Below are 23831 nucleotides of genomic sequence, written 5' to 3'. Positions count from 1 at the left end.
GCCAATAACGCTGGCTTCTTTATTTGTTGCATAAGCCTAGTGGCTTGCCATACACAGCTGGATTTTAATATTGCCCACTCCTTCAATCGCGTGGACAACCATAACGCTTAACTTCGCATCATTGGCTTTGTCCTGCAGCTGCTTAACAACAAGAAGCAAATCCTGGTACACGTATGAGAAATCAACATGCCTGGCAGGATATTTGCTCTTCATTTCCTGATCAATGTCTTTGAGCTGTTTACCTGTCTTTAACAGGGATTGGACAATGATAGCCTGGTTTTGCGGTGTTAACTTATACGCTGCCTGGTAGTCTACAATCTCCTTGTAGAGACGAGCCAGCTGATCGACCGTTTCATCTCCTTTTACGGCGCGAAACTCCTCTCTATACTGCTGGGCAAGATGGGCCTGGTATTTCATCACCCCCAGGTACAGCGTGCACACAGCCAGTAGAAACAGCAGGATATTTTTGCTCCATTTTTTGACCACAGCCCTCCCCACATCCCTTCGTTATAGAATCATTTGTACATTTTATTCTTGTCCGGCCCAACTTTATGCGTACAAAATGACAAAAACATCGCGGGCCATGCCGCTCTCTCCTTTCCCCTCATAGAAGTTTTTACGGCCGCTTTGTGGAACGACGGGCGGACCGGCATTAGGGAATCTTGGCTAACGGCAAGCGTAAGCGCAGGCGATTGCCTTAGATTCCTTTATACCGTTTAGGTGCAACATCTGGGCATCTCAATGATGGAGACAGTTGCCGGTCTTTTTCGCCCTCTGTTCCACACGCTCCACAGGGGGAAAGAAAGGTGCGGACATGCGCCTCACGATGTTTTCCTTGGGTGTTTCGGGACCGGAGGTCCCATTTAAAAAAATCGCTCAACGCACTTCAACGCGTAAAAGCAAAATATACTTTCTTATACGATGAAAAAGCCTGTCACTGCCCGGAGGTTTCCAACCGGGTAGTGACAGGCTCAAGGTTATATGCCTGTTCGAAACAGTTCGTACTCTATCGTTCTCATCTGCCGTTCAATAGTAGAGCTGTGATCCTTATGGTGTTTTATTGTGTCTTTGTGGACGTCGGCTTCCTGATCAAGCTGGTAACGCCAACGCCTAATCTCCTGAATTTTACTATCGCAATCATAGATTAGCTTGATTCGATCCATGTAAAAAACAGGAAGTTGGGCAATATCCTTCTTTAATTGCAGCATTTCGTCTACAAGCTTGGCTGAGACTTTTTTCATTTCTCTGTCTGTACTGTGGTCACTAATACTGGCATCAATTTTATTCCAAAGGGAACGCAGAATTCCTTCATCGTCCTTTTCAGCGCCCCTGGGCTTTCGGTCTGCAAGTTGCGCGAGTTTGGCCAGAAGTTTGTTTCCCTTGTCCCCAAGCGTTCCCTCAAGTTTATGTAGATCATGGGGAATGCGCTGGATTAAAGCATCCCTGACTTTTTCTTTTTCATCCACAATCTGATCAAGCTGTTTCTGCAGCGTTTTAATATTTCCTAGTTTTTGGTCAAGCAGTCTTTCTTCCAGGTCAATCTTGTAGGCGTGCTCTTTTAATTTTTGTTCCAGGTGATCGTATATGCCCTTCCTCTCATTCCAAAAAGCAAGAAAGCGTGAAATGCGGCTATCTGAATCCAGACTCTCGTCGTACCACTGGACCATACAGTAGATTACAAACGGGTAGATTTGTTCCCGTAAACGCTGGTTAGAGATAGACTTAATTACAGCGGTACTTCCCTCTATCATCCTGCGCAAATAAGAAACAAGCGTATCCGCTTCAGGTTCAAGAGGCTTCAACATCTCTTCGCCGTGCTTTTCTCTTGCCTTTTCCGTTTTTTCATTGACGTACACAAGCAGATCAATTAAATAATCGCCTTGAAAGCTTTTTTCATCGCGGGATAGAAACGCGATAGCTTTATCGACCAGTTGATTCGTGTTTACAATAAAGTCTTCGCGGGTTAGATAGGAAACGGTATTGTTTTGAATGACGGCGTTCATTTTTAACAAAAAGCTTATTAATAACTCGTCCTCTGTTAACCCGCTCAAGCGGGCTGCGTCCTTCTCCAGCGATGCGGTTAACTTGCCGGAATAAAGTTCAATAGCACTTACCCTCTCCAGCAAGGCACATAAAAGGCGCAGTGCCGGCCCCGGCAGCGAAACGAGTGAATCGGCAAATACTTGCTTACGCATTTTCTCCTCCTCCAGCTACACACCTATCATCGTTATTCTTCTACTATAACACAACTGTTATATACATATGGCGCAGCGAATCAGGATATTCGGCCATCCTGCTAAAGCTCAGGGAGCCCACCCAAAATTTTCGTGTGATGACCATCATAGATTGTGCGCAATGGGAGAGGTATAATAAGAATAGAATAAGAGTCATATTAAAGGAGAAGGTACATGAATTCTGATTTTACCAGTCAAACCCCTTATAAAGCAATTGGCGGTGGGGAAACGATCCGCAAGCTTGTGAATGCTTTCTACTCGAAAGTTGCCAAGGATCCGGTACTCAGCCCCATTTTCCCAGATGATTTAACACTTACTGCTGATAAGCAATTTATGTTTCTTACACAATTTTTAGGCGGTGAAACGCTGTACAGCAACGTGTACGGCCACCCTATGCTGCGCGCCCGGCATATGCCTTTTGCCGTCACACCTAAGCGTGCCGAGCGCTGGTTAAAGCTCATGAAGGAAGCGATGGATGACATCGGCATGCAAGGGTATGCCCGCGAGTTTATGTATGAACGCCTGACACAGGTAGCTCAACATATGGTTAACACGCCTGACGAAGAGGAATAATACAATGGCTTTTGGCATTAAACGTCAAGAACTGGAAGAGTGGAAGCGGCAGGTTGCAGGCGGCCGCATTGCTTTTCTGACGCATTACTGGATCCATCCGCGCGTCCCTGGCATTACAACCGTAACGAAAGCTGGGTGCGCCGATATTGGTCGTCTGATTGAATGGGGTCAAGCGTATGGTTTAAAGGAAGCGTATATTGACTTCCGAGCTGACTACCCGCATTTTGATTTAATTGGCGATAAACAAAAAGCCATCCTGCGCAAGGAAGGAATGTGGGATCAGCTCCGTCGCTTCAAGCTGTTGTAATTCTATAGAAAACGAAAAAAGGGTCCAGCCGTTCGTATCGAATAGTTGCACCCCTTTTTATCGTATAGGAAAGTATATTTTGCTTTAAAGCGTTGAAGTGCATTGAGCAATTTTTAAAATGGGACCTCCGGTCCCGAAACACCTATGGAAAACATCGTGAGACGCATGTCCGCACCTTTCTTTCCCCCTGTGGAGCGTGTGGAACGGAGGGCGAAAAAGACCGGCAACTGTCTCCATCATTGAGATACCCAGATGTTGCACCTAAACGGTATAAAGGAATCTAAGGCAATCGCCTGCGCTTACGCTTGCCGTTAGCCAAGATTCCCTAATGCCGGTCCGCTCGTCGTTCCACAAAGCGGCCGTAAAAACTTCTATGAGGGGAAAGGAGAGAGCGGCATGGGCCGCGATGTTTTTCTCACGCATTAAGCATAGATGTGATTTTTTGGACGTAATTCTGTGTTTCTTTAAATGGAGGAATTCCACCGTATTTCTGGACATTCCCCGGTCCGGCATTATAGGCTGCTAGCGCCAGCGTAACATCTCCATTGTATTGGTCAAGGTAAGACTTCAGCTGCCGGGTTCCACCGTCGATATTCTGGTCAACGTTATACGGATCGCTTATGCCGAGTTCTTTGACATTTTCCGGCATAAGCTGCATTAATCCCATAGCGCCAGCTGAGGAGCGTGAATACGGGTTATAATCACTTTCCTGTTTAATAACCGAAGCGATCAGCTTCTCCGGCACACCATACCGCTTGGCTGCCGCCGCTATTGAATCGGCGATACTTGATGGCGCGCCGGTGTTATTTTTATACGTACTGAGCAATTTGGCGCTAGGCGATAAAACGGATTGCGGATCAGAAAGCGGCTGGCTCAAAATCTGAGCTGGCACCTGAGCCGGCCAACTGCCCTGGTCCAACCCTGTGTTTACTGGCAGCTGGGCTGCCGCTGGAGAAAGACCCAACTGGTTCGCCATCTGGAGTGGACCCAGAAGCGATGCGAGCGAAGAAGCATCCGTCGCTTGCGGATCGCTTGTACCATCATCGCTGCTGGCAGAGAGTGACTTCAGCAGGGCTTGTGTTGCATTATTTTGAAGAGAGGCGGCCAGCACATCGGCAAAAGAGCTTGCCTGGCCGGATAAAGCCTCTTGTCCTATTTGCTTCTGTACTTCAGGATTTTTGTCTGCTGCCTGAATCAGCATATTCTCATACAGCCATTGGGGAGAAGCTACTTCCATGTTTTGATCACCTTCCAGTTTCTTACCTATCTTCTCCATTGTAACCGTTAGCGTTCCAATAAAAAAGGATAATTTTACTCCGCTAGAGAAGGTCTGTATACTTGATGTGAAACTTTCTGTTAACTTGTAGAAAATCAAGGAGGTTATTTCATTTTGCTGGAGGAAATGATAGCAGGGCTGCACTTTGGTAACTTTTATCTTAACAAAGCCAAACCGGATGATACAGCACTTATCTACCGGGATTTTACCCAGACATTCTACGAGATGGATACAACCATCCGCCAGTATTGCGCCCACTTTACAGCCGCAGGATTAAAAAAAGGGGATATCGTCGCGCTAAGCTGCTACAATACGCCTGAATATATCTACAGCTACATGGCCATTACCCAGATAGGCGCTATCGTGGTTCCGCTTAATCTAATGCTTACCATGGAAGAAATTTCTTTTATTCTCAAGGATTCCGGTGCCCAGGCCCTCATTGTACACGAAAAAATTCTGGCCAGGCTAAAAACAGACAGTGCGCGCATTCAAACCAGTCTGGGACTTTCTCATGTCTTTGTTTTACAGAATGAACTTGCCGAAGCCGTTAGCAAGCAAAAACCGGCTAAACCAATTGATCTGAATCCGGATGATATTTGCACGCTGCTCTATACGTCCGGCACAACAGGAAAGCCCAAAGGGGTTATGCTTTCCCATACTAATCTGATGGCCAATACGGTATCCTGTTCCATCACCTTAAATTTAATTGGGGAAACAAACATTTTTATGTGCGTTCTTCCTATGTTTCACACTTTTGGTTTTACGACATCAGTACTGCTGCCTTTATATACAGGTTCGCCCATTGTGATTCACGACGCTTTCCAGCCAAAAGAGGTAATGGCCTCGCTGGTTAAACACCGTGTCTCCGTTTTTTGCGGGGTGCCTGCCATGTATGTGGTGCTTGCTCAGGCTTTAAGGGACGGTAAAGTGGAATTTCCCGACCTTAGGCTTGCGGTTTCAGGCGGGGCGCCTATGCCAGTCGAAATTCTAAACCTGTTTAATAAACAGTATGAAATCCCGCTTGTAGAAGGATATGGCCTAACAGAGGCGGCACCCGTTGTCAGCCTGAACCCGCTTGTCGGCGAGAAAAAGCCAGGTTCTATCGGCAAGCCTTTGTATGGGGTGGAAGTGAAAATTGGCACACCCGGCGAACTCGCTTTGCCAAGCGGTGAGGTCGGTGAACTGCTTATTAAGGGTTTAAACGTCATGAAGGGTTATCTTGGACTGCCGGAGGAAACGGCTGAAGCTCTTAAAGGAGGCTGGCTTCATACCGGTGATATGGCTTACAGGGATGAGGAAGGTTACCTTTTTATTGTAGACCGCAAAAAAGACATGATTATTACCCGGGGCCTAAATGTGTATCCGCGGGAAATCGAAGAACTTCTGTATGTGCATCCCGATATACTTGAGGCTGCGGTCGTAGGGATTCCAGACCCGCTTAAAGGAGAGATTGTTAAAGCATTCGTCGTGCCAAAAGAAGGTGCCGAGCTCGACCGCCGCACAGTACTTGATTATTTAAAACCAAAGCTTGCCTCTTACAAAATGCCACGTCTGGTGGAATTCATCGCAGAACTTCCGAAAAGTGCAACAGGGAAGATTCTAAAAAAAGAACTACGGGCCGTTTCCGCTGATGATATGGAAAAGGATAAAGAGGATTAAACTAATAATAGGGGCAATCCCGCGCCGCATTTGTATGGGAGCGCGCCTCCGTACGAATGCGAGGCTTGCCCTCAGAAGCATGAACAAAAAAATGGCATACAACAAAAGCCCGGTGCCGCCTGCTGTTGTCCATTTGGTCTGCATGTACAGCATAACGCCGCCGTGCACAGCTGCAACGGCCAGAAAAACAAAGCCGAAAAACGGAAAAACCGGCAGGAAAGCTTGATAAAACCGCCGCATGGATGGCAAGCGGGGCAGCCCTTCAGCAAGCAGAAATAAAAACGGAAAAATAGCTGCCACCAGTGTGATAAAGCCGGTAATTCTTCCGGTATAACCATTAGAGATAGGTGTTTCATTCGCTTTTTTTTGATCCGGATTGGCGGGATTAGCCGGGCTAGCCTGCGGCACACGGGTGTTATCGATCTGCCCACTGGGATTTTGTTGTGGATTTGCATCACCAGGTTTTTTCGGTAAATTGGTCCCAGAATCCGGCTGCGGCGGCGTACTTACAGTCGGGCCAACCGAAGCCTTAGGCGGCTGGATTACCGTAATTTTTGTGTTCGGGGAAGGTGTGCTTTGCTGTGTTGGCTGTGCCTGTCCAGTATCGGAACTTGTGTCCGTTACAGGATTCATCACCAGAACGAACAAGAATATACTCAAAATGATAATGCCAAGAAGCAGGATAAACCAGATAATATTTCGCAGCCACATACCTTCATCTCCTTACTTTTTATGTATGCGCTGACAGTAAAAATATGCCCGCTATCCGACTTCCAGTTCGACCATGGTGCATCCCCTTTCTATATTATTTAGCATTAAAAAGAAGTAGATGGATAACGTGCAATACGTTATTATCTACTTCTTTATCGTATAATTTCCGGCTAGGGCCTTTTATCAAAATCTAGTCCAGCATGTCTACCTTCGTTGGGCATGCCTGGTTAATTTTCTGTGCCAGCGCGAAATCTTTTCCGGTTAAGCCGTTGCTGTCATGGGTTGTAAGTCTTAAGGTCACATCTCTGTAACGGATATCAATGTCAGGATGATGGTTGGCCGCTTCGGCATATTCACCGACCTGATGCACGAACTGCATCGCTTCAGGAAAACTTGCGAAATGAATGTTTCTTTTAATGGTCCGGTTCTGGTTTTCCAGCGTCCAACCAGGAATTTTAGAAAGGCTAATCGTAATTTGTTCATCGGACAACTTAGCCATACACTTCACCCTTTCTCTTAAATGAGTATAACTTCTACAATGTATTCATCTAAGGTGAGAAAGTTGCATTCCGAATAGCTAAACATACACTTACCATCCTAAGCATCCGCTTAAAACCTCATTGCCCTCTTCGTTCAGGTCCGTTAATTCGTTATATATGTTTTAATATCATCCATAAATTTCTTTATGCGGACTGGCTTGGTTATGTACCCTACACAGCCGGCGTCAATAGCGGATTTAATATCAGACTTCATGGCTAGAGCTGATAACGCAACAATGGGTATGCCACTAAGCTCCGGGGTGGATTTAATCGCCCTTGTCACGGCAAGCCCGTCCATTTCCGGCATATGGATATCCATTAAGATTAAATCCGGGCGAAACGATTCAAGCATCTCGAGTGCCTGCAAGCCACTTTCTGCTACATGAAGTTCATATTCAGGATGCATACGCAATATCTCAATAAATAAATCCCGATTCGACATATTATCTTCTACTAGCAAAATAAGCTTAGCCATGCCCATTCTCCTTTAAATTGCCGGTCTGAAAAGTTAAGGGGATAAGGTCATCGGCAAGCTGCATAACACGCCCCCGATCAATCAGACGCAGTGTACCTCCCAAGCAGGCAATTAACTGTCCGGCGACATACGGCCTAAGTGCTTCAAGCCAATCTAAGTAAACCTGATTGCAATCAACGCCAGCTAAATATACCGTGTCCGGTATGCTTTCTCCAATTTTAAGAACCATATCCTCCTTTGATTTTACCATAAATATCTCGGCTTGGATGGATTTGTTTTGGATAAAATTATGTAATTCGGAAATATTTTGATTTAAACCCGGTAAATATAGGAAGATCATTCGGTTGCGATCGCACGAAGCAGGTGTAAATGCATGCCTTTCCTCGCTTTTATCATTACCAGGCAGCCAGACGGTAAATACACTTCCTTCTCCAGGCGTGCTCTCCACTGTAATCATACCATTATGCAGTTCAACCAGCTGCTTAGAAAGAGCGAGTCCCAGCCCTGTTCCTTCATATTTCCTGCCAAGGCTGCCATCATTCTGATAAAATTGTTCGAATATTTTATCCAGTTTGTCCGACTGGATGCCTATTCCCTGGTCCATGACCTCAATGGTTACATACCCGCCCCTTTGTTGAAGCGAAATCGTAACCCTGGTTCCATAATTGCTAAACTTAATAGCATTGCTCACCAAATTAAAAAGCACTTGTTTAATCCGGGTTTCATCCAGATTATACACCCATGACGGTTCCTCTGCATATTGAACAACAATTTGATGGTGTTGCGCCGGTATAATTTTTATTGTAGCTTGAACAAGCTCTACAATATCGACCGGGCTGCATTCAATTTCATACTTGCCTGCTTCAATCTTAGAGAGATCCAGTATATCGTTAATCATCGTAAGCAAATGTTCACCGGCCAGCACGATATTTCCCGCGAAATCTTTCTGCTGGTCAGTCAGTTGGCCGCCTGTATCCGCCAACAGTAGTTCACTATAGCCAATGATGCCCGTTAAAGGAGTGCGTAGCTCATGCGACATATTCGCCAGGAATTCAGACTTTAACCGGGTCGACTCCTGTGCACGCTTTGTTTCATCCTTAAGCCTGATATTTGCCTTTGTGAGCTCGCCTACCAGCCCCTGAATACTCACACTCATCTGGTTGAAGGCTTCACCAAGCTCTCCCAACTCGTCCTGATGCCGCACTTTAACATGGGCAGAAAAATCGCCCTTAGACATCTTTCGCACAGCGGCTAGCAGGGATAATATCGGATCGGTCATGTTTTGCGACATAAACAGCGCAAAAAATATGGCAAGCACAAGCGTGCCGCCAATGACCAGATAACTGAGCCTGACTGAAAACCATGCATTCGCAAGTGTAGCCTGATTGGTGCTATTGATTTCTTTTGTTTTTCCTTGCGATAGCTCCTCAATTTCACTCATGAGCGAGGCAGCTTTAGGCTGTGCTTCATTGTTTAAGAGGGCGAGAGCGCCTTCTTTATTGCCAAGCTGGTAGACGGGAATGACGCGATCTTCAAGTATAAACTCCCAATCCTGGCTTCGCTGCACAAACTGGTTTACCTTACCCTGCTCACCGGGGGAGGCATCCCGAAGTAAATTCCCTTCAATTTTAGCTGCTCTTTGGCTTGCCTCCTGAAATTTATGAATAAACGATTCATTGCCGGTTGTAACATAGAGCGTCACAAAGTTAATCCGCTCCATGATATTACTTTTTACTTGAAGTAGCGTCACAAGCTTTGGAACGGAGTGGTTGACGATTTTTTCGTTGTCCTCAACGACGTGAAGCAATTGTACATTCAGCACGGCCATGCTGATACCGGCAAACAACACAATGGCCAGAAAACTGCTAAAAAACTTCAATCGAATCGGGTTGTTTTTCCACCTCTGCAAAAGTTGTATCATTTTACCTGCTCCAGAATTAGTGATTTTGACCTTGAGGGCCGTGACGAAAGTAAAAGAATTGCAGAAAAAAAACCAGATCTAGTAACTAGCTTCTGGATTTTAAGGATTGGCCTGTATATCATATTGTTTAATTTTGTAATAGAGTGTGCGAAGCGAAATATCCAAGCGCTCGGCAGCCACCCGTCGATTACCGTCTACTTCCCCTAAAACTTTTTCGATATGGGCCCGCTCCACCTGTTCAAGTGTAACAGCTGTTTCCTCTTTCATTTTTAGAAATTCGATAGCATTGCGTACCGTTTCACGCAGTTCAGGAAGCTTAAAAGGTTTGCAGACATAATCGAGCGCACCAAGCTTCATAGCCTGAATCGCCGTATCTATCGTTGCATAGGCGGTTACCATTATAATCTGGCAGTTATTATCTATTTTTTTCATCTGCTCAAGAACCTGTATGCCTGTCATTTCCGGAAGCTGAATGTCGAGGAGAACCAGATCCGGCCGGTTATTATCAAACAAAATCATTGCTTCCTTGCTTGAGTGTGCACTAAGAATTTCGATGTCGTCTGATTGGATCGCGGTTGCAAGTAAATAACAGATATCTTTATCGTCATCTACAATTAACACCGTTGGTTTTGCTTCCATTAGCATTCCCCCTATTTTCGCATTATACCACAAAATATACTAATAAAAGGAAGTTTTCTCATAAAATTCTATGTTCTGCTGCTTCCCTGAATCGCTTTTGTATTGCTCAAAATGCCCCGTGCGATTTTAACGCCGCAGGCGCCTGCCTGAGCAAGGCCTCGGGTAATCCCAGCACCGTCGCCACCCGCATATAAACCATGAATTTCTGTTTCAAACCAGTCCGTTAATTTCGGGCGTGCTGAATAAAACTTAGCCTCCACCCCATAATATAGGGTATGCTCACTGGCAAGGCCAGGCGTTACATGGTCAAGCGCTTCGACCATCTCAACCAGGCTTTTCATTGTATTATAAGGAAGCACAAGCCCCAGATCACCTGGAACCGCTTCTTTAAGAGTAGGTTCAATAAACCCTTCCTTAATTCTTTTTTCTGTGCTGCGGCGCCCTCGCATGATATCGCCAAAACGCTGAACGATAACCGAACCGCCGGAAAGATCATTTGCTCGTCGCGACACTTCTTTTGCGTATTCATTGGGCTTGTCGAAAGGCTCCGTAAATATATGGGAAACAAGCAGTGCAAAGTTCGTATTCTCGCTGCCGAGTTTTTTATCTTTGTAGGCATGGCCATTAGCCGTCATCACTCCACTGTGGTTCTCAATTACTACATGGCCGCTCGGGTTCGAACAAAAGCTGCGAATGATTTGATCCGTGGTGGATTTATAAATAAACTTTCCTTCATACAGATGTTTATTGATTTCTTCCATAACTACGTTGGACGTTTCAACCCGAACGCCTACATCCACCTGGTTGTTCATTAATTTAAGCCCATGTCTTTTAAGCATATTGCCAAACCACTCCGATCCATCACGGCCCGGCGCAATCACAACATGGTCGGCATAATACGCTTGTCCTGATTTGCATTCAACTCCTATTATTGAAAGCCCATCCCTACTCTTTTCCGTTAAAATGTCGGCAATTTCGGTTTTAAATTTCATTGTAATACAATGTTCAAGTTCCTGGTAGATGCTTTTGAGAATTTCCAGGTTTTGCTCGGTTCCAAGATGGCGCACATTAGCGCGGAGCAGCTTTAACCCAACCGAAGCACCTTTGCGTTCGATTTCCTTCACATGAGCAGTGGTTGGATCGGTAATATCCAGAGTGGCACCATGCCTGAGGTTGATTTGATCTACATAACGAATGAGGTTAAGTACCTCAGAAGGAGCGAGATAATCTGTTAGCCAGCCGCCGAATTCAGTCGTGATATTGAATTTCCCATCTGAATAGGCTCCAGCCCCGCCGAAACCGTTTGTAATAGAGCAGGCGGGCAAACACCCGCTAAAATCCTTACGGCCGGCTGGCGGTGGGCATTTGGTGATCCTTTTCTGCAGAATAGGACAGTGACGTCTAAAAATATCGTGTCCTTTATCAATGAGTAGAATATTATACGTTTACATTTCTTTTTCCCGGATGCCCAGCAAAAAGGCCTTCCTGAAGGAAAGGCCTTTGCTTTTAATGCACGTACTCTAATGTGTGGAGGCCGGAGACATACAGATCAACCCATCCATTGAGCAGCCTATCCTCATCATCCATCACCTTATCCAAACTTTCAACTTCACCGTATAAGATGACTGCATAAAGCCGGGAAAAGACCGTGCCAAATAGACTTGCGGCTATGGCATAACAATCAACGCCCTCCCGTACTTGTCCGCTTAATTGATAGCGTTCAAAGAAATTGGTAAGCCCCTGCAGAATATTCTGTGTAAAGGAAGCAAGAAACTTCTTTCCTTCCTCCATGCGCCCGGACTCTGCAAGCATTAACCGGATCACGTTTATTTCTTTCTTTAATATCCCCGTAAACGTATAAATAATCGAGCGGACATCGTCTTCTAAATTTCCGCTGAAACAATTTTTGATATGTCTGTTCATATCTGCAAGCAGGGTATGGCGGGTCACCATTTCCTCGAACAAATTCTCCTTGCTTTCAAAATGGCGGTAGACGGTTAGGTCATTCACTTCGGCTAACCGCGCAACTTCCCGGATGGTGGTTCCCTGAAATCCTTTCTCCGAAAAAATTTCAAGGGCGGAGGCAAGAATTTTATCTCTCGTCCTTTGTACTCGCGGCGAATATTTTTTGGTCATTATGTATAACTCCTTTTCCTCAACTACTACCAGTATCCTCCATATACAAGTACGAAACAAGTTACAATTTAGTTGCAGTTATGATGGCAAAAGTTCAGAAAAACTCGCGAGCCATGTCACCCCGAAATCCCTTGTCAACTGAAAAAATGCCCCGTTTTCCATACGGAAAGGAGGCATTTATGTATGTGTGTATGGTGGGCCTAGGCTGACTCGAACAGCCGACCTCACGCTTATCAGGCGTGCGCTCTAACCAACTGAGCTATAGGCCCCTAATTTTTTAACGGGCCCCGCAAAAGTATTCGGAAGTAGCTACGAAGCATCTACTTCACTTTTGTGGATTATGTGGAGCGGGTGATGGGAATCGAACCCACGTATTCAGCTTGGAAGGCTGATGTTCTACCATTGAACTACACCCGCCTATAGGCCTGACCTGTGTTCAAGCGTCTTCTTATTCTAAAAATGGTAGCGGCGGAGGGGATCGAACCCCCGACCTTACGGGTATGAACCGTACGCTCTAGCCAGCTGAGCTACACCGCCATCAAATGATTACACAACTGGCGGAGAGTGAGGGATTCGAACCCTCGCACGGTTTAACCCGTCTACTCCCTTAGCAGGGGAGCCCCTTACAGCCTCTTGGGTAACTCTCCAAAATAATGGCGGACAGAGTGGGATTCGAACCCACGAGACGAGTTACCCCGCCTACACGATTTCCAATCGTGCTCCTTCGGCCAAACTCGGACACCTGTCCATTTCTGAATCGCTCCGGTTGGTCCTTCACTCGGCGACAAAAATTATCTTATCATGCCATCTCCTCTTACGCAAGTATTTTTTCACTCCCTGAAACCACGCACAAAAACATCGCGGGCCATGCCGCTCTCTCCTTTCCCCTCATAGAAGTTTTTTCGGCCGCTTTGTGGAACGACGGTCAGACCGGCAATAACATCTGGGTATCTCAATGACGGAGACACTTTGCCGGTATTTTTCGCCCTCTGTTCCACACGCTCCACAGGGGGAAAGAAAGGTGCGGTCATGCGCCTCACAATGTTTTCTTGGGTGTTTCGGGACCGGAGGTCCCTCCACCTTCTTATAGAAAAAAGCCTGTAAATCCCCCTGCTGGGTATGCAGGAGGCTTTACAGGCTATGAATTAGCAGTATTTATTAAAAGCTTCTGTCAGATTCGCTGCAATCTGCTCGAGCGGGCGGTTCTCAATTTCATGCCTCTCGACCATATGAACCAGCTTGCCATCTTTTAAAAGCGCAAAGGAGGGGGAAGATGGCGGGTAACCTGTAAAATATTCCCTGGCTTTTGCTGTGGCTTCTTTATCCTGCCCAGCGAATACCGTAAAGAGGTGATCCGGCTTTTTATCATTCTGGAGAGAACGAACGGCCGCAGGGCGCGCTAATCCTGCTGCACATCCGCACACGGAATTCACAACAACCAGGGCCGTGCCTTTCATGTCTTTGAATTTAGCTTCTACCTCTTCAGGGGTCCGAATTTCCTCAAACCCGTTAGAAGTTAATTCAGTACGCATGGGTTGTATTACTGATTTCATATATTCATCATAAGACATCATCGTACATATTCCTCCCTAACTAAAGTAAGATTGGCTGCAAAAATGGGGAAAACAAAAACAATCGTTTCCTCCATTATACCTTTTTCTCTTCAGCTAGAAAAGTTTTACTACTATGCTGTTGGTGTTAAGTTTATTATTGACTCGATTAACACAGATTTTGGCTCACCTGGACGGTATAAAATCCTATTTTGAATAGAACAATTTTTCCTTTACGGCGTCTAATATGTGGGGTATGTTTATTACATAGAAAGAGGGGAAAAGACTTGGACCGACCAAAAAAGAAGAAAACACTCATTTGGCTTGCATTGCTTGGCCTTGGCGCCATTATTCAGGTTAACTTAATTTTTTCACATAGCGCCCCAGTATTTTCGGCAACCAGTCTGATCCAGTCGATTTCTGGCGAAGCCCAGCCCTCTACTGTCCAACCTGGCACAAAGCAGGCAAATGAACGCAGCAAGGCAACAGAAACAGAGGCGCAAAAAAATGTTAAACTTACAGCGCTAACCGCTGTTGAAAGTGTACTCCCTCTTGGGAAGATGGTTGCTAAAGTGCCGGCTCCTACTAAAACCGCCTACCTCACATTTGATGACGGCCCCAACCAGCATACGAAAGAGATCGTCTACATACTAGATAAAAACGGAATCAGAGGATCTTTCTTCTGGATAGGCGAAAACGTTAAAGATGAGTATGTGCCCATTGCCAGGCAGATGATTGAGGAAGGCCATGTAATCGGCACCCATACCATGCACCATACAGCAATGAAGCACAAACCGCTCAGCGAACAGGAAAGCATTATAAAAGAGACAACAGTCTTTATCTCTAAAAAAATCGGTGCGCCAATCGTCTATTTTCGTCCGCCATACGGCTCTGTAGATAAAAATACATCCATTGCTGCAATGGAGAACAAACAAACTTTGATCTATTGGGAAACAGACAGCGAAGATTGGAAATATCCGCATAACCCACAGAAAATTCTGTCAAACATTGCGCGTGAAATTAAGCCAGGGGGCATCATCCTCATGCATGAGAAACCGCAGACGGTTGCCCTCCTGCCGCAAATTATTCAAAATCTAAAAAAAGAAGGTTATACTCTGGCTCCCCTGCCTGAACCACGGCTGGTTGAACCCGGCAAACAGGATCAGCTCACACAGCCAGTCCAACAACAGGCCGAACCTGCTAAAACAAAATCATAAACGTGCGAAAAGAGTATCGGATACAGTACCGGTACTCTTTTCTTATGGTCACAAGACATCGCGCCGGATAAACACAGTAAAGGCCACCAGCAGAGCGGCCACTGCCCACACGGCAAGCGTAAGCAGGGAAAAGGGCAGTGTCATGCCCGGAATGGGCGGAACATTCCCGGCAAGGTAATCCGTCAGGTTTAAATTAACCATAAAGAAGTACCTGGCCTGTTCCCACGCTGAAACCATATTGGTTAAAATGGTGCCAGCTACTAAAGCTGCCACCATCACCCCCATTCCTGCGGCAGTACTCCGGATTAAAACAGAGACCATAAAGGAGATACAGGCGACGGCCAAACAGGCATACCATGCCAAACCGTATTCCATAATAATATACATCCATTGCGGAACGGTATGTACAGTGTTTGTCAGCATTTCGGAACCCTTCAATTGAAAACCCGTAAGCACAGGATAGTTCCACCCGCCGTAGCCAAAAACAAGGCCAGAGATTAGATAGGCCATAGCCCCCGTGCAAATAACGATTACAGAAACGAATAAAAGCAGGGCAATGACTTTACTTGCCAGCACTTTCCACCGCATTACCGGACGTGTAAGAAGAACTTTGATCGTCCCGCTCGTGTACTCTCCGGAGACCAGATCAGAAGCGACGATTACGACCAGCAGCGGAATAAAGAGCGTGACAGCGTTGGCCATAAAATCGCGCATAAATGTAACCCCATTAGGTGACGTGGGATTAATATTATGATCGAGGTAGTACTGCAGCTGTTGCACGCGTATCCGCATCATCTGTTTCCATTCTTCCGGAATGCGCGCGCTGCTTAACCGGTTTGTTGTATCGTTAATTTGCTGCCTTACCTGAACACGCCAATCCGATGTACCCATCTGTTTCTGATTGTTTAATGTAACTTTGTACTGAGCATATGTAAAGATCGGTACAAGCACCGCTAAGATAAGCAAAATAACGGCCAGTTTTTTTCGCCGCAAGATCTTGATGCTTTCGTTCATGGTAAGCGAATAAAGGCTACTCATCCATTCCGCCTCCTGTTATGTGGAGGAATAAGTCCTCAAGCGTTGGCTTGCGCCTCTCTATTGAAAAAACAGATACACCTTCAGCGACAAGCTTATGGATTAAGCCGGGAACGAGATGTGCCGCATTGTTCGTGACTATCATATGTTCCGCATCCGGATCCGAAGGCAGCACCGTAACACCAGGGGATGCACCTATAATTACCCGGGCAACATCTATCGGCTGAACATTCCAGTAAGTTTTATCCGCTGTCTCATCCAGCAGTTTATCGACATGTCCAACTTTAATTACCCTGCCATTGTTTATAATAGCGACCCGGTTGCACATCTGCTGGATTTCGCTCAACAGATGACTGGATATAAATACGCTCATGCCCTCCGCCGCCAGATCATGAATAAAGGCGCGCATCTCCTTTATGCCCTGCGGATCCAGTCCATTAGTGGGCTCATCAAGGATAAGCAGGCGCGGGTCGCCCAGCAGCGCCTGGGCGATGCCAAGCCGCTGCCGCATGCCAAGCGAATAATCTTTAACCTTATCATGAATCCGGTCGCTGAGGTCGACACGCTCCACAACTTCGTCTATTTTCTTCCGGGTAACACCGGGGATCATTCTGGCAAAATGCTCGAGATTCTCCATACCGCTCATATAAGAATACAGCTCAGGATTCTCTACGATAGAGCCTATACAGCGAAGCGCTTGATTATGGCTGGTTGCAAGATTATGACCGCAGATGATAACGGAGCCGGATGTAGGCCGGATGAGCCCGACAAGCATTCGGATGGTCGTTGTCTTGCCTGAGCCGTTCGGACCAAGGAACCCAAAAATCTCACCCTGCTGAATGGAGAACGATACGCCATGAATAATCCGCTTTTTGCGTATGTCCTTTACAAGGTCTTTTACTTCCAGCGTGGTAAAGTTGGGTGCATGTTCTGCCATAAACTTCCTCCTACTCAACGGCCTGTGCCATCCGCAGGCCTATTCTTTTATACCCTTCCCGGTTAGGGTGAAAGTGATCGCTTGATAAGTACTTTCTAAGGTTAAGCCGGAACAAATCATCCGTTGCAACAAAAATGTCACGCGGATGTTGATATAAGATAGACTGAGCGCCTTCATTCCATTGCTGCACAACCCGCGAAGTTTCACTTGCATTCGGCAAATCATAAAAGGCATTATACAGTCCCATGTATAGCAGAGTCGCTCTAGGGTTAATCACAGCTAGTTCATCAACTATCCTTTTAAAGCGGGCAAGCGCGGCAGGAACCCGTTTTCTGACGACTGCAGGATTCACTTCATCATGGCTTAGGCTGAATAAGTCATTTCCGCCAATTGTAATGGTGATGATGTCAGCCTGCGCCAGCATGCGCCGAATGTCGGATCTTTTCTGCAGATCTTCAAGCAAGTCCATTGTACGGTATCCATTGATACCCTGGTTAAAAACAAGGACGTTTTTATTCATAGCTTTCTTTATTTCATCCTGTACATTGCCAATATACCCTTTTCCCGAATCATCACCAGTCCCTCTCGTTAAAGAATCTCCAAGGGCCACGATCATAATATTGTTTGGACCACCAATCTTCTCGCCCACCCCCGGGATACCGCCTTCAGGAGGCTGCGCCACAGGGCCGGGCCTGTAGATATCTTTGAGCCCTAAATAGAAGCCAGCTGCCAGTAAGGCGGTCAATATAACGCTGATTATGCTGAATATGTACCAAGCTGTACGTGCAGACACGCGGCTCCCTCACTTTCCTGTTGCTCGTATGGTCTCCTGTTTATTATATACCTATCGTTTCCAATTCGAAAACTTGGCAACACATGAGGCAGGAACAGCCGCCCGACGCCGGCATGCTGCGCATACATTAGGCAAATAAAAAGCGCCTGGCCTGTTTTTTCAAAAAAAAACGAAGCCAAACGCTTTTCACCTCATGAAATTATTGGTATTCATTGTTAGAAGAGTAATTATATCCGCTTTGCTCCTGCATAACGGCTCCCCCAGTAGTATTGGTCATTCAGGTCACTGATGCTGACGCCTTTACTCGTTGCAGCGTGAATGAACTTGCCATTCCCAATATACATACCTGTATGGGAGATGTGTGCTGATGAACGGGAAGTTTTAAAGAATACTAAATCCCCCGGCCGGAGTGATGAACGGGATACAGATTTGCCTTGCTGGTATATCCCATCTGCCGTACGCGGAAGAGATACGTGCTGTTTCTTAAAGATATAGTCAATAAATCCCGAACAGTCAAATCCGCTTGTAGACGTTCCCCCAAATACATAAGGGGTCCCCATTAACGTCTTCGCACTGCTAATTAAGCCAGATGCAGACACAGCTGCAGAAGCCTGTCCTGCCGGTAAAATTGACCCAAAAAGCATAATACTCCCAGTTAAAATACTTGCAACAACCTTTTTTCGCTTCATCTCTATTTTACTCCCTTCGTGCCTACGAGGTTAGTTGACGGGTTGAGAGGATAAGGTCTCTCTCTGCATAGAGCAGATACACCCCAAAGATAAAAATCCCCCGCTCCACAAAAATCGTGGATTCAGCAAGTAAACTTTCTGCCAGCGACACACCTCAACAAATTTGTCATATATTTCTTTACAACGGTTACATTCTATCTAAGTTTATCGAAAAAAAACAGACAAACTCGCCATTGTTCACATTTTCGACACAAACTATTGGCATATCATGCAACATTTTGTCTAACTGTAAAAATAGGCCTTGTTTAATTATCCCACCTATCGGGTAGGAAATAGGTAGCAGGAATTGAAAAACAAGGAGGATGCTAGCGATGAATAATAACAACGATAATAGAAATCATGGAACGAAAAAAGACGACCCCGTGATTACCAATACAATGGTGCCGGATTTTGATGAAGTTAAGCAGGTGGGCGAAGAAATGAAGCACATGAAGACGAATGAAGAGCTAAATAATGAAGGCTTGCATGAAGACCCGCTCCAGGCTACCCCTGAGAGCGCAAGACAGGCAAACGATAAACAATCCCAGGTGAAGTTAAAACGTCCGGAACAATGAGAAAAACATCGCGGGCCATGCCGCTCTCTCCTTTCCCCTCAGAGCCGGAGGTCCCATTTAAAAAATCGCTCAAGGCACTCTTAACCGAAAAAAAAAGACATGGATACAACCCAAGCGGTTTATCCATGTCTTTTTAATATCCCGGAAAAGAGTAGATTATGATAGCTTACGCTGCATGCGTGCCTTTTCCTTTTACAGAGCAGCACAAGTTATAATGATGGTTAAAACGATCATAATGATGCTGCCGCAAAGGTGACTTCTTTCCGTATTCAGGTGTCTCCATTCGTTCAATGACACGTGCGTGATACGCAGCCCAAATCGCATGCCATTTGCCTGAAATCCATTTCATTACGCATCACCTACCTTGCTCTAGAAGTTCAGGATATACGTTATATACCCATCCCCACCTCGAGGCAAAACAAAATCCCCGTTTTTGACGGGGATTTTTAAAAAAATGTTAAACAAAAATGTACGTATGTTTAATCCTGAATTTGAGCAATAGCGGTTATTTGTTCCTCAACAAAAAGCTTGATTTCTTCTGCCGTTTCCATCTCCAGCACTTTCTCAGCGAGTGTTGTTAACTCAGCACGGTTAAGCTTGCGAACAAGAGCGCGAGCAGGCAGCACGGAAGACGCGCTCATGCTGAATTCGTCCAGGCCCATTCCGAGCAGGATTGGAATTGCTGTAAGGTTTCCAGCCATTTCCCCGCACATACCGGCCCATTTACCCGCCTTGTGAGCCGCCTGTATAACCATGTTAATCAAGCGCAGCACAGCTGGATTAAATGGCTGGTACAGGTAGGATACACGCTCATTCATGCGGTCTGCAGCCATCGTGTACTGTATCAAATCATTTGTGCCGATGCTGAAGAAGTCAACTTCTTTTGCCAGCTGATCGGCAATGACGGCTGCTGCCGGAATTTCAATCATCATACCAACTTCCATTTTATCGTTAAATGGAATATTTGCTACGCGCAGTTCATTCTTAACTTCTGCCAGTACTTGGTTTGCCTGGCGAAGTTCCGTGATAGAAGAAATCATCGGGTACATCAGCTTAACATTTCCGAAAACGCTTGCGCGGAGAATAGCCCGCAGCTGAACTTTAAAAATATCCGTGCGATCCAGACAGAGGCGAATAGCGCGATAGCCGAGGAATGGGTTCATTTCTTCAGGCATCTCAAGGTAAGGAAGGTGTTTGTCCCCGCCAATATCAAGGGAGCGGATCACAATCGGGCTTTCCTTGCCAAACTGTTCAGCTACCGCTTTATACGCTTCAAACTGCTCATCCTCTGTAGGGAAGTTATCGCGGCCCATATAGAGGAATTCCGTACGATAGAGGCCAATTCCTTCTGCCCCGTTTCTTTTTGCCCCTACAGCATCCTGGGGGTTGCCAATATTGGAGACAAGTTCGATGCGGTGGCCGTCTGCTGTAATGGAATGTTCATCCTTTAGTTTTTTAAACTCGGCCTGCCGGGCTTCATATTTTTTCTGCTTTTCGTGATAGCTTGCCTTCAGTTCTTCTGATGGATTGATGTAAACCAGCCCCTGGCTTCCATCTACAATTAGATAATCGCCATCTTTTGCAGCATCAACAATTCCCTTAAGGCCAACAACAGCCGGAATTTCCATAGAACGTGCCATAATGGCCGAGTGGGACGTTCTGCCCCCAATATTCGTCGCAAAACCTGCAACTTTATCCCTGTTCAGCTGTGCCGTATCAGAGGGCGTTAAATCATTGGCAATGAGAACAACGGGCTCTGAGAAATTCTCTAAAGACTTCTCTTCAATGCCTGCAAGCCTCTGTAGAACACGTCCGCTAACATCGCGGATATCGGCAGCTCGCTCCCGCATGTATTCGTTATCCATGCTTTCAAAAATCATAATAAAGTTGTCTGTAACTTCCTGAAGCGCGGCTTCCGCGTTAACTGCATCCGACTTGATTTTCTCCCGGATAGCCCCGGTATATTCAGGGTCCTGCAGTACAAGGATGTGAGCGGAGAAAATTTCGGCTTCTTCATCGCCTAGTTTCTGGCGGGCTTTCTCTTTGATGACTTCCAGTTCAGAAATGGCCTGCTGAACTTTGGCATCAAAACGCTTAACTTCCATATCCACTTCTTCAGGCTTAAGCGTACGTTTAGCAACGGTGACTTTTTCTTCCTTTAAAAGGAAGGCAGGCCCCATGGCATAGCCAGAGGCCGCAGCAATTCCCTTCCATTCCATAATCAGCTGTTCATCTCCCTTATTCAAAAACCGTCTCTAGAATTTCTCCTACAGCATTGAGAGCTTCCTGCTCCTGTTCGCCGCTTGTAATGACTTTCAATTGTTCACCCTGTCTGATACCAAGGGACATTACACCCATAATGCTTTTTGCGTTGATGTTTTTATCCCCTTTAACGATGGTGACTTCGCAAGGGAAAGAGCTTGCTTTTTGAACAAGCAATGTTGCAGGTCGTGCGTGAAGTCCTGATGGGTTTTTAACAGTAAATACTTTTTCCATGATAAATGCCTCCTAGAGATATTAAGTAGTTTCTATGGCTGCCACTTCTGTTTGGCCGGCCGTTGCATCCCGGCTTGTCACTTTAACTATCTGATTTTCCTTCAAGTTTGTAAAGACCACAGGTGTAATAGATGATGGGGCGTGAGCTTCGATAAAGGCCAGGTCAATGTTGAGCAGAGGTGTTCCCACCTCAACCCGCTGATTTTCTTCAACTAGCAGTTCAAAACCTTCACCATTGAGTTTCACTGTATCTATACCCACATGCAGAAGAATTTCCACACCGGTGTCCGACATTATACCGACTGCGTGCTTCGTTGGAAAAGCGTTGATGACCTTTCCTTTCACAGGTGATACCAGTTTGCCTTCTGAGGGTTTAATGGCAAATCCATCCCCCATCATTTTGCCCGCAAATACCTGATCGGGCACTTCTGTTATATCAATCACTTCTCCGGTTATGGGGGCCACAATAAATTCGGTTCCCGCCACTGTCATCGGAACATCAGCCGGCACTTGCTCCTTAATGGCCGTGGCCTGTGCTTCCCCAGGATCTTCCCCGCTTATGATCGCTTTCATCTGTTCTTTCAGCGCATCGGACTGAGTGCCATAGATGGCCTGAAAGTTATTTCCCATCTCCAGCACCCCAGTGGCTCCCAGGTTTTTTAATTGCTGTTTGTCTACTTGCTTCGGGTCTTTAACGGTAATACGCAGGCGGGTAATGCAAGCATCAAGGTTTGTTAAGTTATCCTTCCCGCCAAACGCCGCAAGAATGCCCGCAGCCTGGCTGCCTGCTTTGACCGGTCCCCTGTTATCCTGCAACTCTTCTTCCGGTTCCCTGCCTGGGGTTTTAAGATCCCACTTGCGAATGGCAAAGCGGAACATAAAATAGTACAACAAGCCAAACACAATTCCCACAGGTATAATGTAAGCCGGATGTGTCGCTTTTCCCCAATTCAGAATGTAGTCGATGGCTCCGCCTGAGAACGTATAGCCATCACGGACATGCAGCATATCCAGCACAGTAAATGAAAGACCAGCCAGCACGGCATGGACGAAAAATAATGCCGGTGCTACAAATAAGAACGAGAATTCAACCGGTTCTGTAATCCCAGTCAGCATGGAAGTCAGGCCGGCTGAAACAAGGATGCCTGATACGGCTTTGCGCCGTTCGGGGCGTGCCTCGTGAATGATCGCCAGGGCTGCTGCCGGCAGGCCGAATATCATGTAAGGGAACAGTCCCGCCATGAATCGGCCTGCCGTTGGGTCACCTGCGAAGAAACGGGCCATATCACCCGTTACAACCTTATTGGTAGCCGGGTCAAGGTATGTACCCATAGTAAAGTAGAATGGAGTTTGGAAGATATGGTGCAGACCGAATGGAATCAGCAAACGCTGGATAAATCCAAAAAAGAAAGGTCCGGCTGCGGAATGCATAACCCATAAGCTTGCTGCATCAATTCCCTTCTGGATAGTCGGCCAGATAAAGGCCAAAATCACGCCAAGAATCAGGGCAGTAAACGCAGTAACAATTGGAACAAAACGCTTTCCGGCAAAAAAACCAAGCACTGGATGCAGCTTAATATTATAGAAGCGTTTATAAAGAATCGCAGCTGTAAGGCCTATAAGAATACCGCCGAAGACCCCCATGTTGATTAAGTGCTCAGCACCTTTATATGGCGGGTGCAGGTGCATCATTGCCCCCATATTATCTAACGTCTGGGTTAGCACTAGAAAGCCAATTACAGCGGCGAGGGCTGCTACACCATCTCCCCCCGCGAAACCAATGGCGACTCCGACAGCGAAAATCAGGGGGAGGTTGTCGAAAATAACACCGCCAGCGTTCTTTACGACCGGCATATTCAACAGATCCCTGTCACCGAAACGAAGCAGCAGTCCGGCCGCAGGAAGCACTGCAACCGGTGTCATTAAGGCGCGGCCGACCTGCTGCAGGACCTGAAAAGCCTTTTTAAACATGAATAATCCTCCTTCGTGTAACTTCACTCCACTGAGAGTAAAAAAGGCACGAGCAAATG

General features: G+C 46.2%; 23 protein-coding genes, 5 tRNA genes, 1 pseudogene and 1 riboswitch. Of the genes and pseudogenes, 5 read left to right on the top strand and 24 right to left on the bottom strand.

Annotation, left to right across the window (positions count from 1 at the left end; translation table 11 throughout):
• Positions 1–36: 36 nt before the first annotated feature.
• Both PP175_RS08280 and PP175_RS08275 read right to left on the bottom strand, forming a co-directional pair.
• Positions 37–486 carry a hypothetical protein gene (locus PP175_RS08280; RefSeq protein ID WP_272442289.1) on the bottom strand — a complete coding sequence of 150 codons (450 nt, stop codon included), beginning with the start codon at positions 484–486 and terminating at the stop codon, positions 37–39.
• Between the two features lie 491 nt (positions 487–977).
• Complete coding sequence (locus tag PP175_RS08275) at positions 978–2195, bottom strand: hypothetical protein (protein WP_272442288.1); 1218 nt, start codon at positions 2193–2195, stop codon at positions 978–980.
• Between the two features lie 213 nt (positions 2196–2408).
• Between PP175_RS08275 and PP175_RS08270 the strand changes: the two genes are divergently transcribed.
• Together PP175_RS08270 and PP175_RS08265 are read left to right on the top strand one after the other, a co-directional pair.
• Positions 2409–2807, top strand: a complete 399-nt coding sequence (locus tag PP175_RS08270) for a globin domain-containing protein (RefSeq protein WP_272442287.1) — start codon at positions 2409–2411, stop codon at positions 2805–2807.
• A 4-nt stretch (positions 2808–2811) separates the two neighbouring features.
• Positions 2812–3114, top strand: a complete 303-nt coding sequence (locus tag PP175_RS08265; protein WP_272442286.1) for a hypothetical protein — start codon at positions 2812–2814, stop codon at positions 3112–3114.
• A gap of 415 nt (positions 3115–3529) precedes the next feature.
• Here PP175_RS08265 and PP175_RS08260 read toward each other — a convergent pair whose 3' ends face one another.
• Entirely contained in the window at positions 3530–4351 is an 822-nt protein-coding gene (locus PP175_RS08260; protein WP_272442285.1) for a lytic transglycosylase domain-containing protein, read from the bottom strand.
• A gap of 153 nt (positions 4352–4504) precedes the next feature.
• On the opposite strand from PP175_RS08260, the gene PP175_RS08255 reads away from it, so the two are divergent.
• A complete protein-coding gene (locus PP175_RS08255) occupies positions 4505–6049 on the top strand; it encodes a long-chain-fatty-acid--CoA ligase (protein ID WP_272442284.1) in 1545 nt (514 codons plus the stop codon).
• On the opposite strand, the gene PP175_RS08250 is transcribed toward PP175_RS08255, so the two are convergent.
• From PP175_RS08250 to PP175_RS08190, 13 genes and pseudogenes are all read right to left on the bottom strand, one after another.
• Positions 6002–6760: a hypothetical protein gene (locus tag PP175_RS08250; protein WP_272442283.1), complete on the bottom strand. Its 759-nt coding sequence runs from the start codon at positions 6758–6760 to the stop codon at positions 6002–6004. The two genes, PP175_RS08255 and PP175_RS08250, sit on opposite strands and share 48 nt — an antisense overlap.
• Positions 6761–6950: 190 nt before the next feature.
• Complete coding sequence (locus PP175_RS08245) at positions 6951–7259, bottom strand: 4a-hydroxytetrahydrobiopterin dehydratase (RefSeq protein WP_272442282.1); 309 nt, start codon at positions 7257–7259, stop codon at positions 6951–6953.
• A gap of 143 nt (positions 7260–7402) precedes the next feature.
• On the bottom strand, positions 7403–7774 hold the full coding sequence (locus PP175_RS08240; protein ID WP_272442281.1) for a response regulator: 372 nt from the start codon (positions 7772–7774) through the stop codon (positions 7403–7405).
• On the bottom strand, positions 7767–9695 hold the full coding sequence (locus PP175_RS08235; protein WP_272442280.1) for a sensor histidine kinase: 1929 nt from the start codon (positions 9693–9695) through the stop codon (positions 7767–7769). Before PP175_RS08235 ends, PP175_RS08240 begins: the two co-directional genes overlap by 8 nt.
• Before the next feature lie 99 nt (positions 9696–9794).
• Positions 9795–10334 (bottom strand): response regulator, encoded by a 540-nt coding sequence (locus PP175_RS08230; protein WP_272442279.1) that lies wholly within the window; start codon positions 10332–10334, stop codon positions 9795–9797.
• A 68-nt stretch (positions 10335–10402) separates the two neighbouring features.
• Positions 10403–11770, bottom strand: a pseudogene (locus PP175_RS08225) (NAD(P)/FAD-dependent oxidoreductase); the annotation flags it as partial.
• Positions 11771–11840: 70 nt separating this feature from the next.
• A complete protein-coding gene (locus tag PP175_RS08220; RefSeq protein WP_272442278.1) occupies positions 11841–12470 on the bottom strand; it encodes a TetR/AcrR family transcriptional regulator in 630 nt (209 codons plus the stop codon).
• 192 nt (positions 12471–12662) lie between these two features.
• Positions 12663–12739 (bottom strand) — tRNA-Ile (locus tag PP175_RS08215).
• Between the two features lie 74 nt (positions 12740–12813).
• A tRNA-Gly gene (locus PP175_RS08210) sits at positions 12814–12887 on the bottom strand.
• 43 nt (positions 12888–12930) lie between these two features.
• A tRNA-Met gene (locus tag PP175_RS08205) sits at positions 12931–13007 on the bottom strand.
• A gap of 18 nt (positions 13008–13025) precedes the next feature.
• Positions 13026–13117, bottom strand: a tRNA-Ser gene (locus tag PP175_RS08200).
• Between the two features lie 7 nt (positions 13118–13124).
• Positions 13125–13218 (bottom strand) — tRNA-Ser (locus PP175_RS08195).
• Between the two features lie 397 nt (positions 13219–13615).
• Positions 13616–14044, bottom strand: coding sequence for a BrxA/BrxB family bacilliredoxin (locus PP175_RS08190; protein ID WP_272442277.1), 429 nt, complete (start codon positions 14042–14044; stop codon positions 13616–13618).
• Positions 14045–14307: 263 nt separating this feature from the next.
• Between PP175_RS08190 and PP175_RS08185 the strand changes: the two genes are divergently transcribed.
• Positions 14308–15237 (top strand): polysaccharide deacetylase family protein, encoded by a 930-nt coding sequence (locus PP175_RS08185; RefSeq protein ID WP_272442276.1) that lies wholly within the window; start codon positions 14308–14310, stop codon positions 15235–15237.
• Between the two features lie 48 nt (positions 15238–15285).
• On the opposite strand, the gene PP175_RS08180 is transcribed toward PP175_RS08185, so the two are convergent.
• The 4 genes from PP175_RS08180 to PP175_RS08165 form a co-directional block, all read right to left on the bottom strand.
• The gene (locus PP175_RS08180; protein ID WP_272442275.1) at positions 15286–16275 is read right to left on the bottom strand and encodes an ABC transporter permease; all 990 of its coding nucleotides are present in this window, start codon (positions 16273–16275) and stop codon (positions 15286–15288) included.
• On the bottom strand, positions 16268–17209 hold the full coding sequence (locus PP175_RS08175; protein WP_272442274.1) for an ABC transporter ATP-binding protein: 942 nt from the start codon (positions 17207–17209) through the stop codon (positions 16268–16270). Before PP175_RS08175 ends, PP175_RS08180 begins: the two co-directional genes overlap by 8 nt.
• Before the next feature lie 10 nt (positions 17210–17219).
• Positions 17220–18002: a GDSL-type esterase/lipase family protein gene (locus tag PP175_RS08170; protein WP_272442273.1), complete on the bottom strand. Its 783-nt coding sequence runs from the start codon at positions 18000–18002 to the stop codon at positions 17220–17222.
• Between the two features lie 227 nt (positions 18003–18229).
• Positions 18230–18691 carry a C40 family peptidase gene (locus PP175_RS08165; protein WP_272442272.1) on the bottom strand — a complete coding sequence of 154 codons (462 nt, stop codon included), beginning with the start codon at positions 18689–18691 and terminating at the stop codon, positions 18230–18232.
• Positions 18692–18696: 5 nt separating this feature from the next.
• Positions 18697–18829: riboswitch (cyclic di-AMP (ydaO/yuaA leader) on the bottom strand.
• A gap of 233 nt (positions 18830–19062) precedes the next feature.
• Between PP175_RS08165 and PP175_RS08160 the strand changes: the two genes are divergently transcribed.
• On the top strand, positions 19063–19305 hold the full coding sequence (locus PP175_RS08160) for a hypothetical protein (RefSeq protein ID WP_272442271.1): 243 nt from the start codon (positions 19063–19065) through the stop codon (positions 19303–19305).
• A gap of 166 nt (positions 19306–19471) precedes the next feature.
• Here PP175_RS08160 and PP175_RS08155 read toward each other — a convergent pair whose 3' ends face one another.
• From PP175_RS08155 to ptsG, 4 genes are all read right to left on the bottom strand, one after another.
• The gene (locus PP175_RS08155; RefSeq protein WP_272442270.1) at positions 19472–19654 is read right to left on the bottom strand and encodes a hypothetical protein; all 183 of its coding nucleotides are present in this window, start codon (positions 19652–19654) and stop codon (positions 19472–19474) included.
• Positions 19655–19784: 130 nt separating this feature from the next.
• Complete coding sequence (gene ptsP, locus PP175_RS08150; protein ID WP_442870458.1) at positions 19785–21524, bottom strand: phosphoenolpyruvate--protein phosphotransferase; 1740 nt, start codon at positions 21522–21524, stop codon at positions 19785–19787.
• Between the two features lie 19 nt (positions 21525–21543).
• Positions 21544–21801: an HPr family phosphocarrier protein gene (locus PP175_RS08145; RefSeq protein ID WP_272442269.1), complete on the bottom strand. Its 258-nt coding sequence runs from the start codon at positions 21799–21801 to the stop codon at positions 21544–21546.
• Positions 21802–21822: 21 nt separating this feature from the next.
• Positions 21823–23772, bottom strand: a complete 1950-nt coding sequence (ptsG, locus tag PP175_RS08140) for a glucose-specific PTS transporter subunit IIBC (protein WP_272442268.1) — start codon at positions 23770–23772, stop codon at positions 21823–21825.
• Positions 23773–23831 lie beyond the last annotated feature (59 nt).

This window comes from Aneurinibacillus sp. Ricciae_BoGa-3 (assembly GCF_028421645.1).
Classification (GTDB): Bacteria; Bacillota; Bacilli; order Aneurinibacillales; family Aneurinibacillaceae; genus Aneurinibacillus_B.
The sequence above is the reverse complement of the archived record's forward strand: the minus strand, read 5'-3'. Positions and strand labels throughout refer to the sequence as shown.

Coding starts and splice junctions, on each gene's coding strand:
- PP175_RS08265 (WP_272442286.1), top strand. CDS start 2,812: ATGGCTTTTGGCATTAAACGTCAAGAACTGGAAGAGTGGAAGCGGCAG.
- ptsG (WP_272442268.1), bottom strand. CDS start 23,772: ATGTTTAAAAAGGCTTTTCAGGTCCTGCAGCAGGTCGGCCGCGCCTTA.
- PP175_RS08250 (WP_272442283.1), bottom strand. CDS start 6,760: ATGTGGCTGCGAAATATTATCTGGTTTATCCTGCTTCTTGGCATTATC.
- PP175_RS08235 (WP_272442280.1), bottom strand. CDS start 9,695: ATGATACAACTTTTGCAGAGGTGGAAAAACAACCCGATTCGATTGAAG.
- PP175_RS08175 (WP_272442274.1), bottom strand. CDS start 17,209: ATGGCAGAACATGCACCCAACTTTACCACGCTGGAAGTAAAAGACCTT.
- PP175_RS08155 (WP_272442270.1), bottom strand. CDS start 19,654: ATGAAATGGATTTCAGGCAAATGGCATGCGATTTGGGCTGCGTATCAC.
- PP175_RS08270 (WP_272442287.1), top strand. CDS start 2,409: ATGAATTCTGATTTTACCAGTCAAACCCCTTATAAAGCAATTGGCGGT.
- PP175_RS08240 (WP_272442281.1), bottom strand. CDS start 7,774: ATGGCTAAGCTTATTTTGCTAGTAGAAGATAATATGTCGAATCGGGAT.
- PP175_RS08230 (WP_272442279.1), bottom strand. CDS start 10,334: ATGGAAGCAAAACCAACGGTGTTAATTGTAGATGACGATAAAGATATC.
- PP175_RS08180 (WP_272442275.1), bottom strand. CDS start 16,275: ATGAGTAGCCTTTATTCGCTTACCATGAACGAAAGCATCAAGATCTTG.
- ptsP (WP_442870458.1), bottom strand. CDS start 21,524: ATGGAATGGAAGGGAATTGCTGCGGCCTCTGGCTATGCCATGGGGCCT.
- PP175_RS08260 (WP_272442285.1), bottom strand. CDS start 4,351: ATGGAAGTAGCTTCTCCCCAATGGCTGTATGAGAATATGCTGATTCAG.
- PP175_RS08275 (WP_272442288.1), bottom strand. CDS start 2,195: ATGCGTAAGCAAGTATTTGCCGATTCACTCGTTTCGCTGCCGGGGCCG.
- PP175_RS08145 (WP_272442269.1), bottom strand. CDS start 21,801: ATGGAAAAAGTATTTACTGTTAAAAACCCATCAGGACTTCACGCACGA.
- PP175_RS08220 (WP_272442278.1), bottom strand. CDS start 12,470: ATGACCAAAAAATATTCGCCGCGAGTACAAAGGACGAGAGATAAAATT.
- PP175_RS08165 (WP_272442272.1), bottom strand. CDS start 18,691: ATGAAGCGAAAAAAGGTTGTTGCAAGTATTTTAACTGGGAGTATTATG.
- PP175_RS08190 (WP_272442277.1), bottom strand. CDS start 14,044: ATGATGTCTTATGATGAATATATGAAATCAGTAATACAACCCATGCGT.
- PP175_RS08160 (WP_272442271.1), top strand. CDS start 19,063: ATGAATAATAACAACGATAATAGAAATCATGGAACGAAAAAAGACGAC.
- PP175_RS08245 (WP_272442282.1), bottom strand. CDS start 7,259: ATGGCTAAGTTGTCCGATGAACAAATTACGATTAGCCTTTCTAAAATT.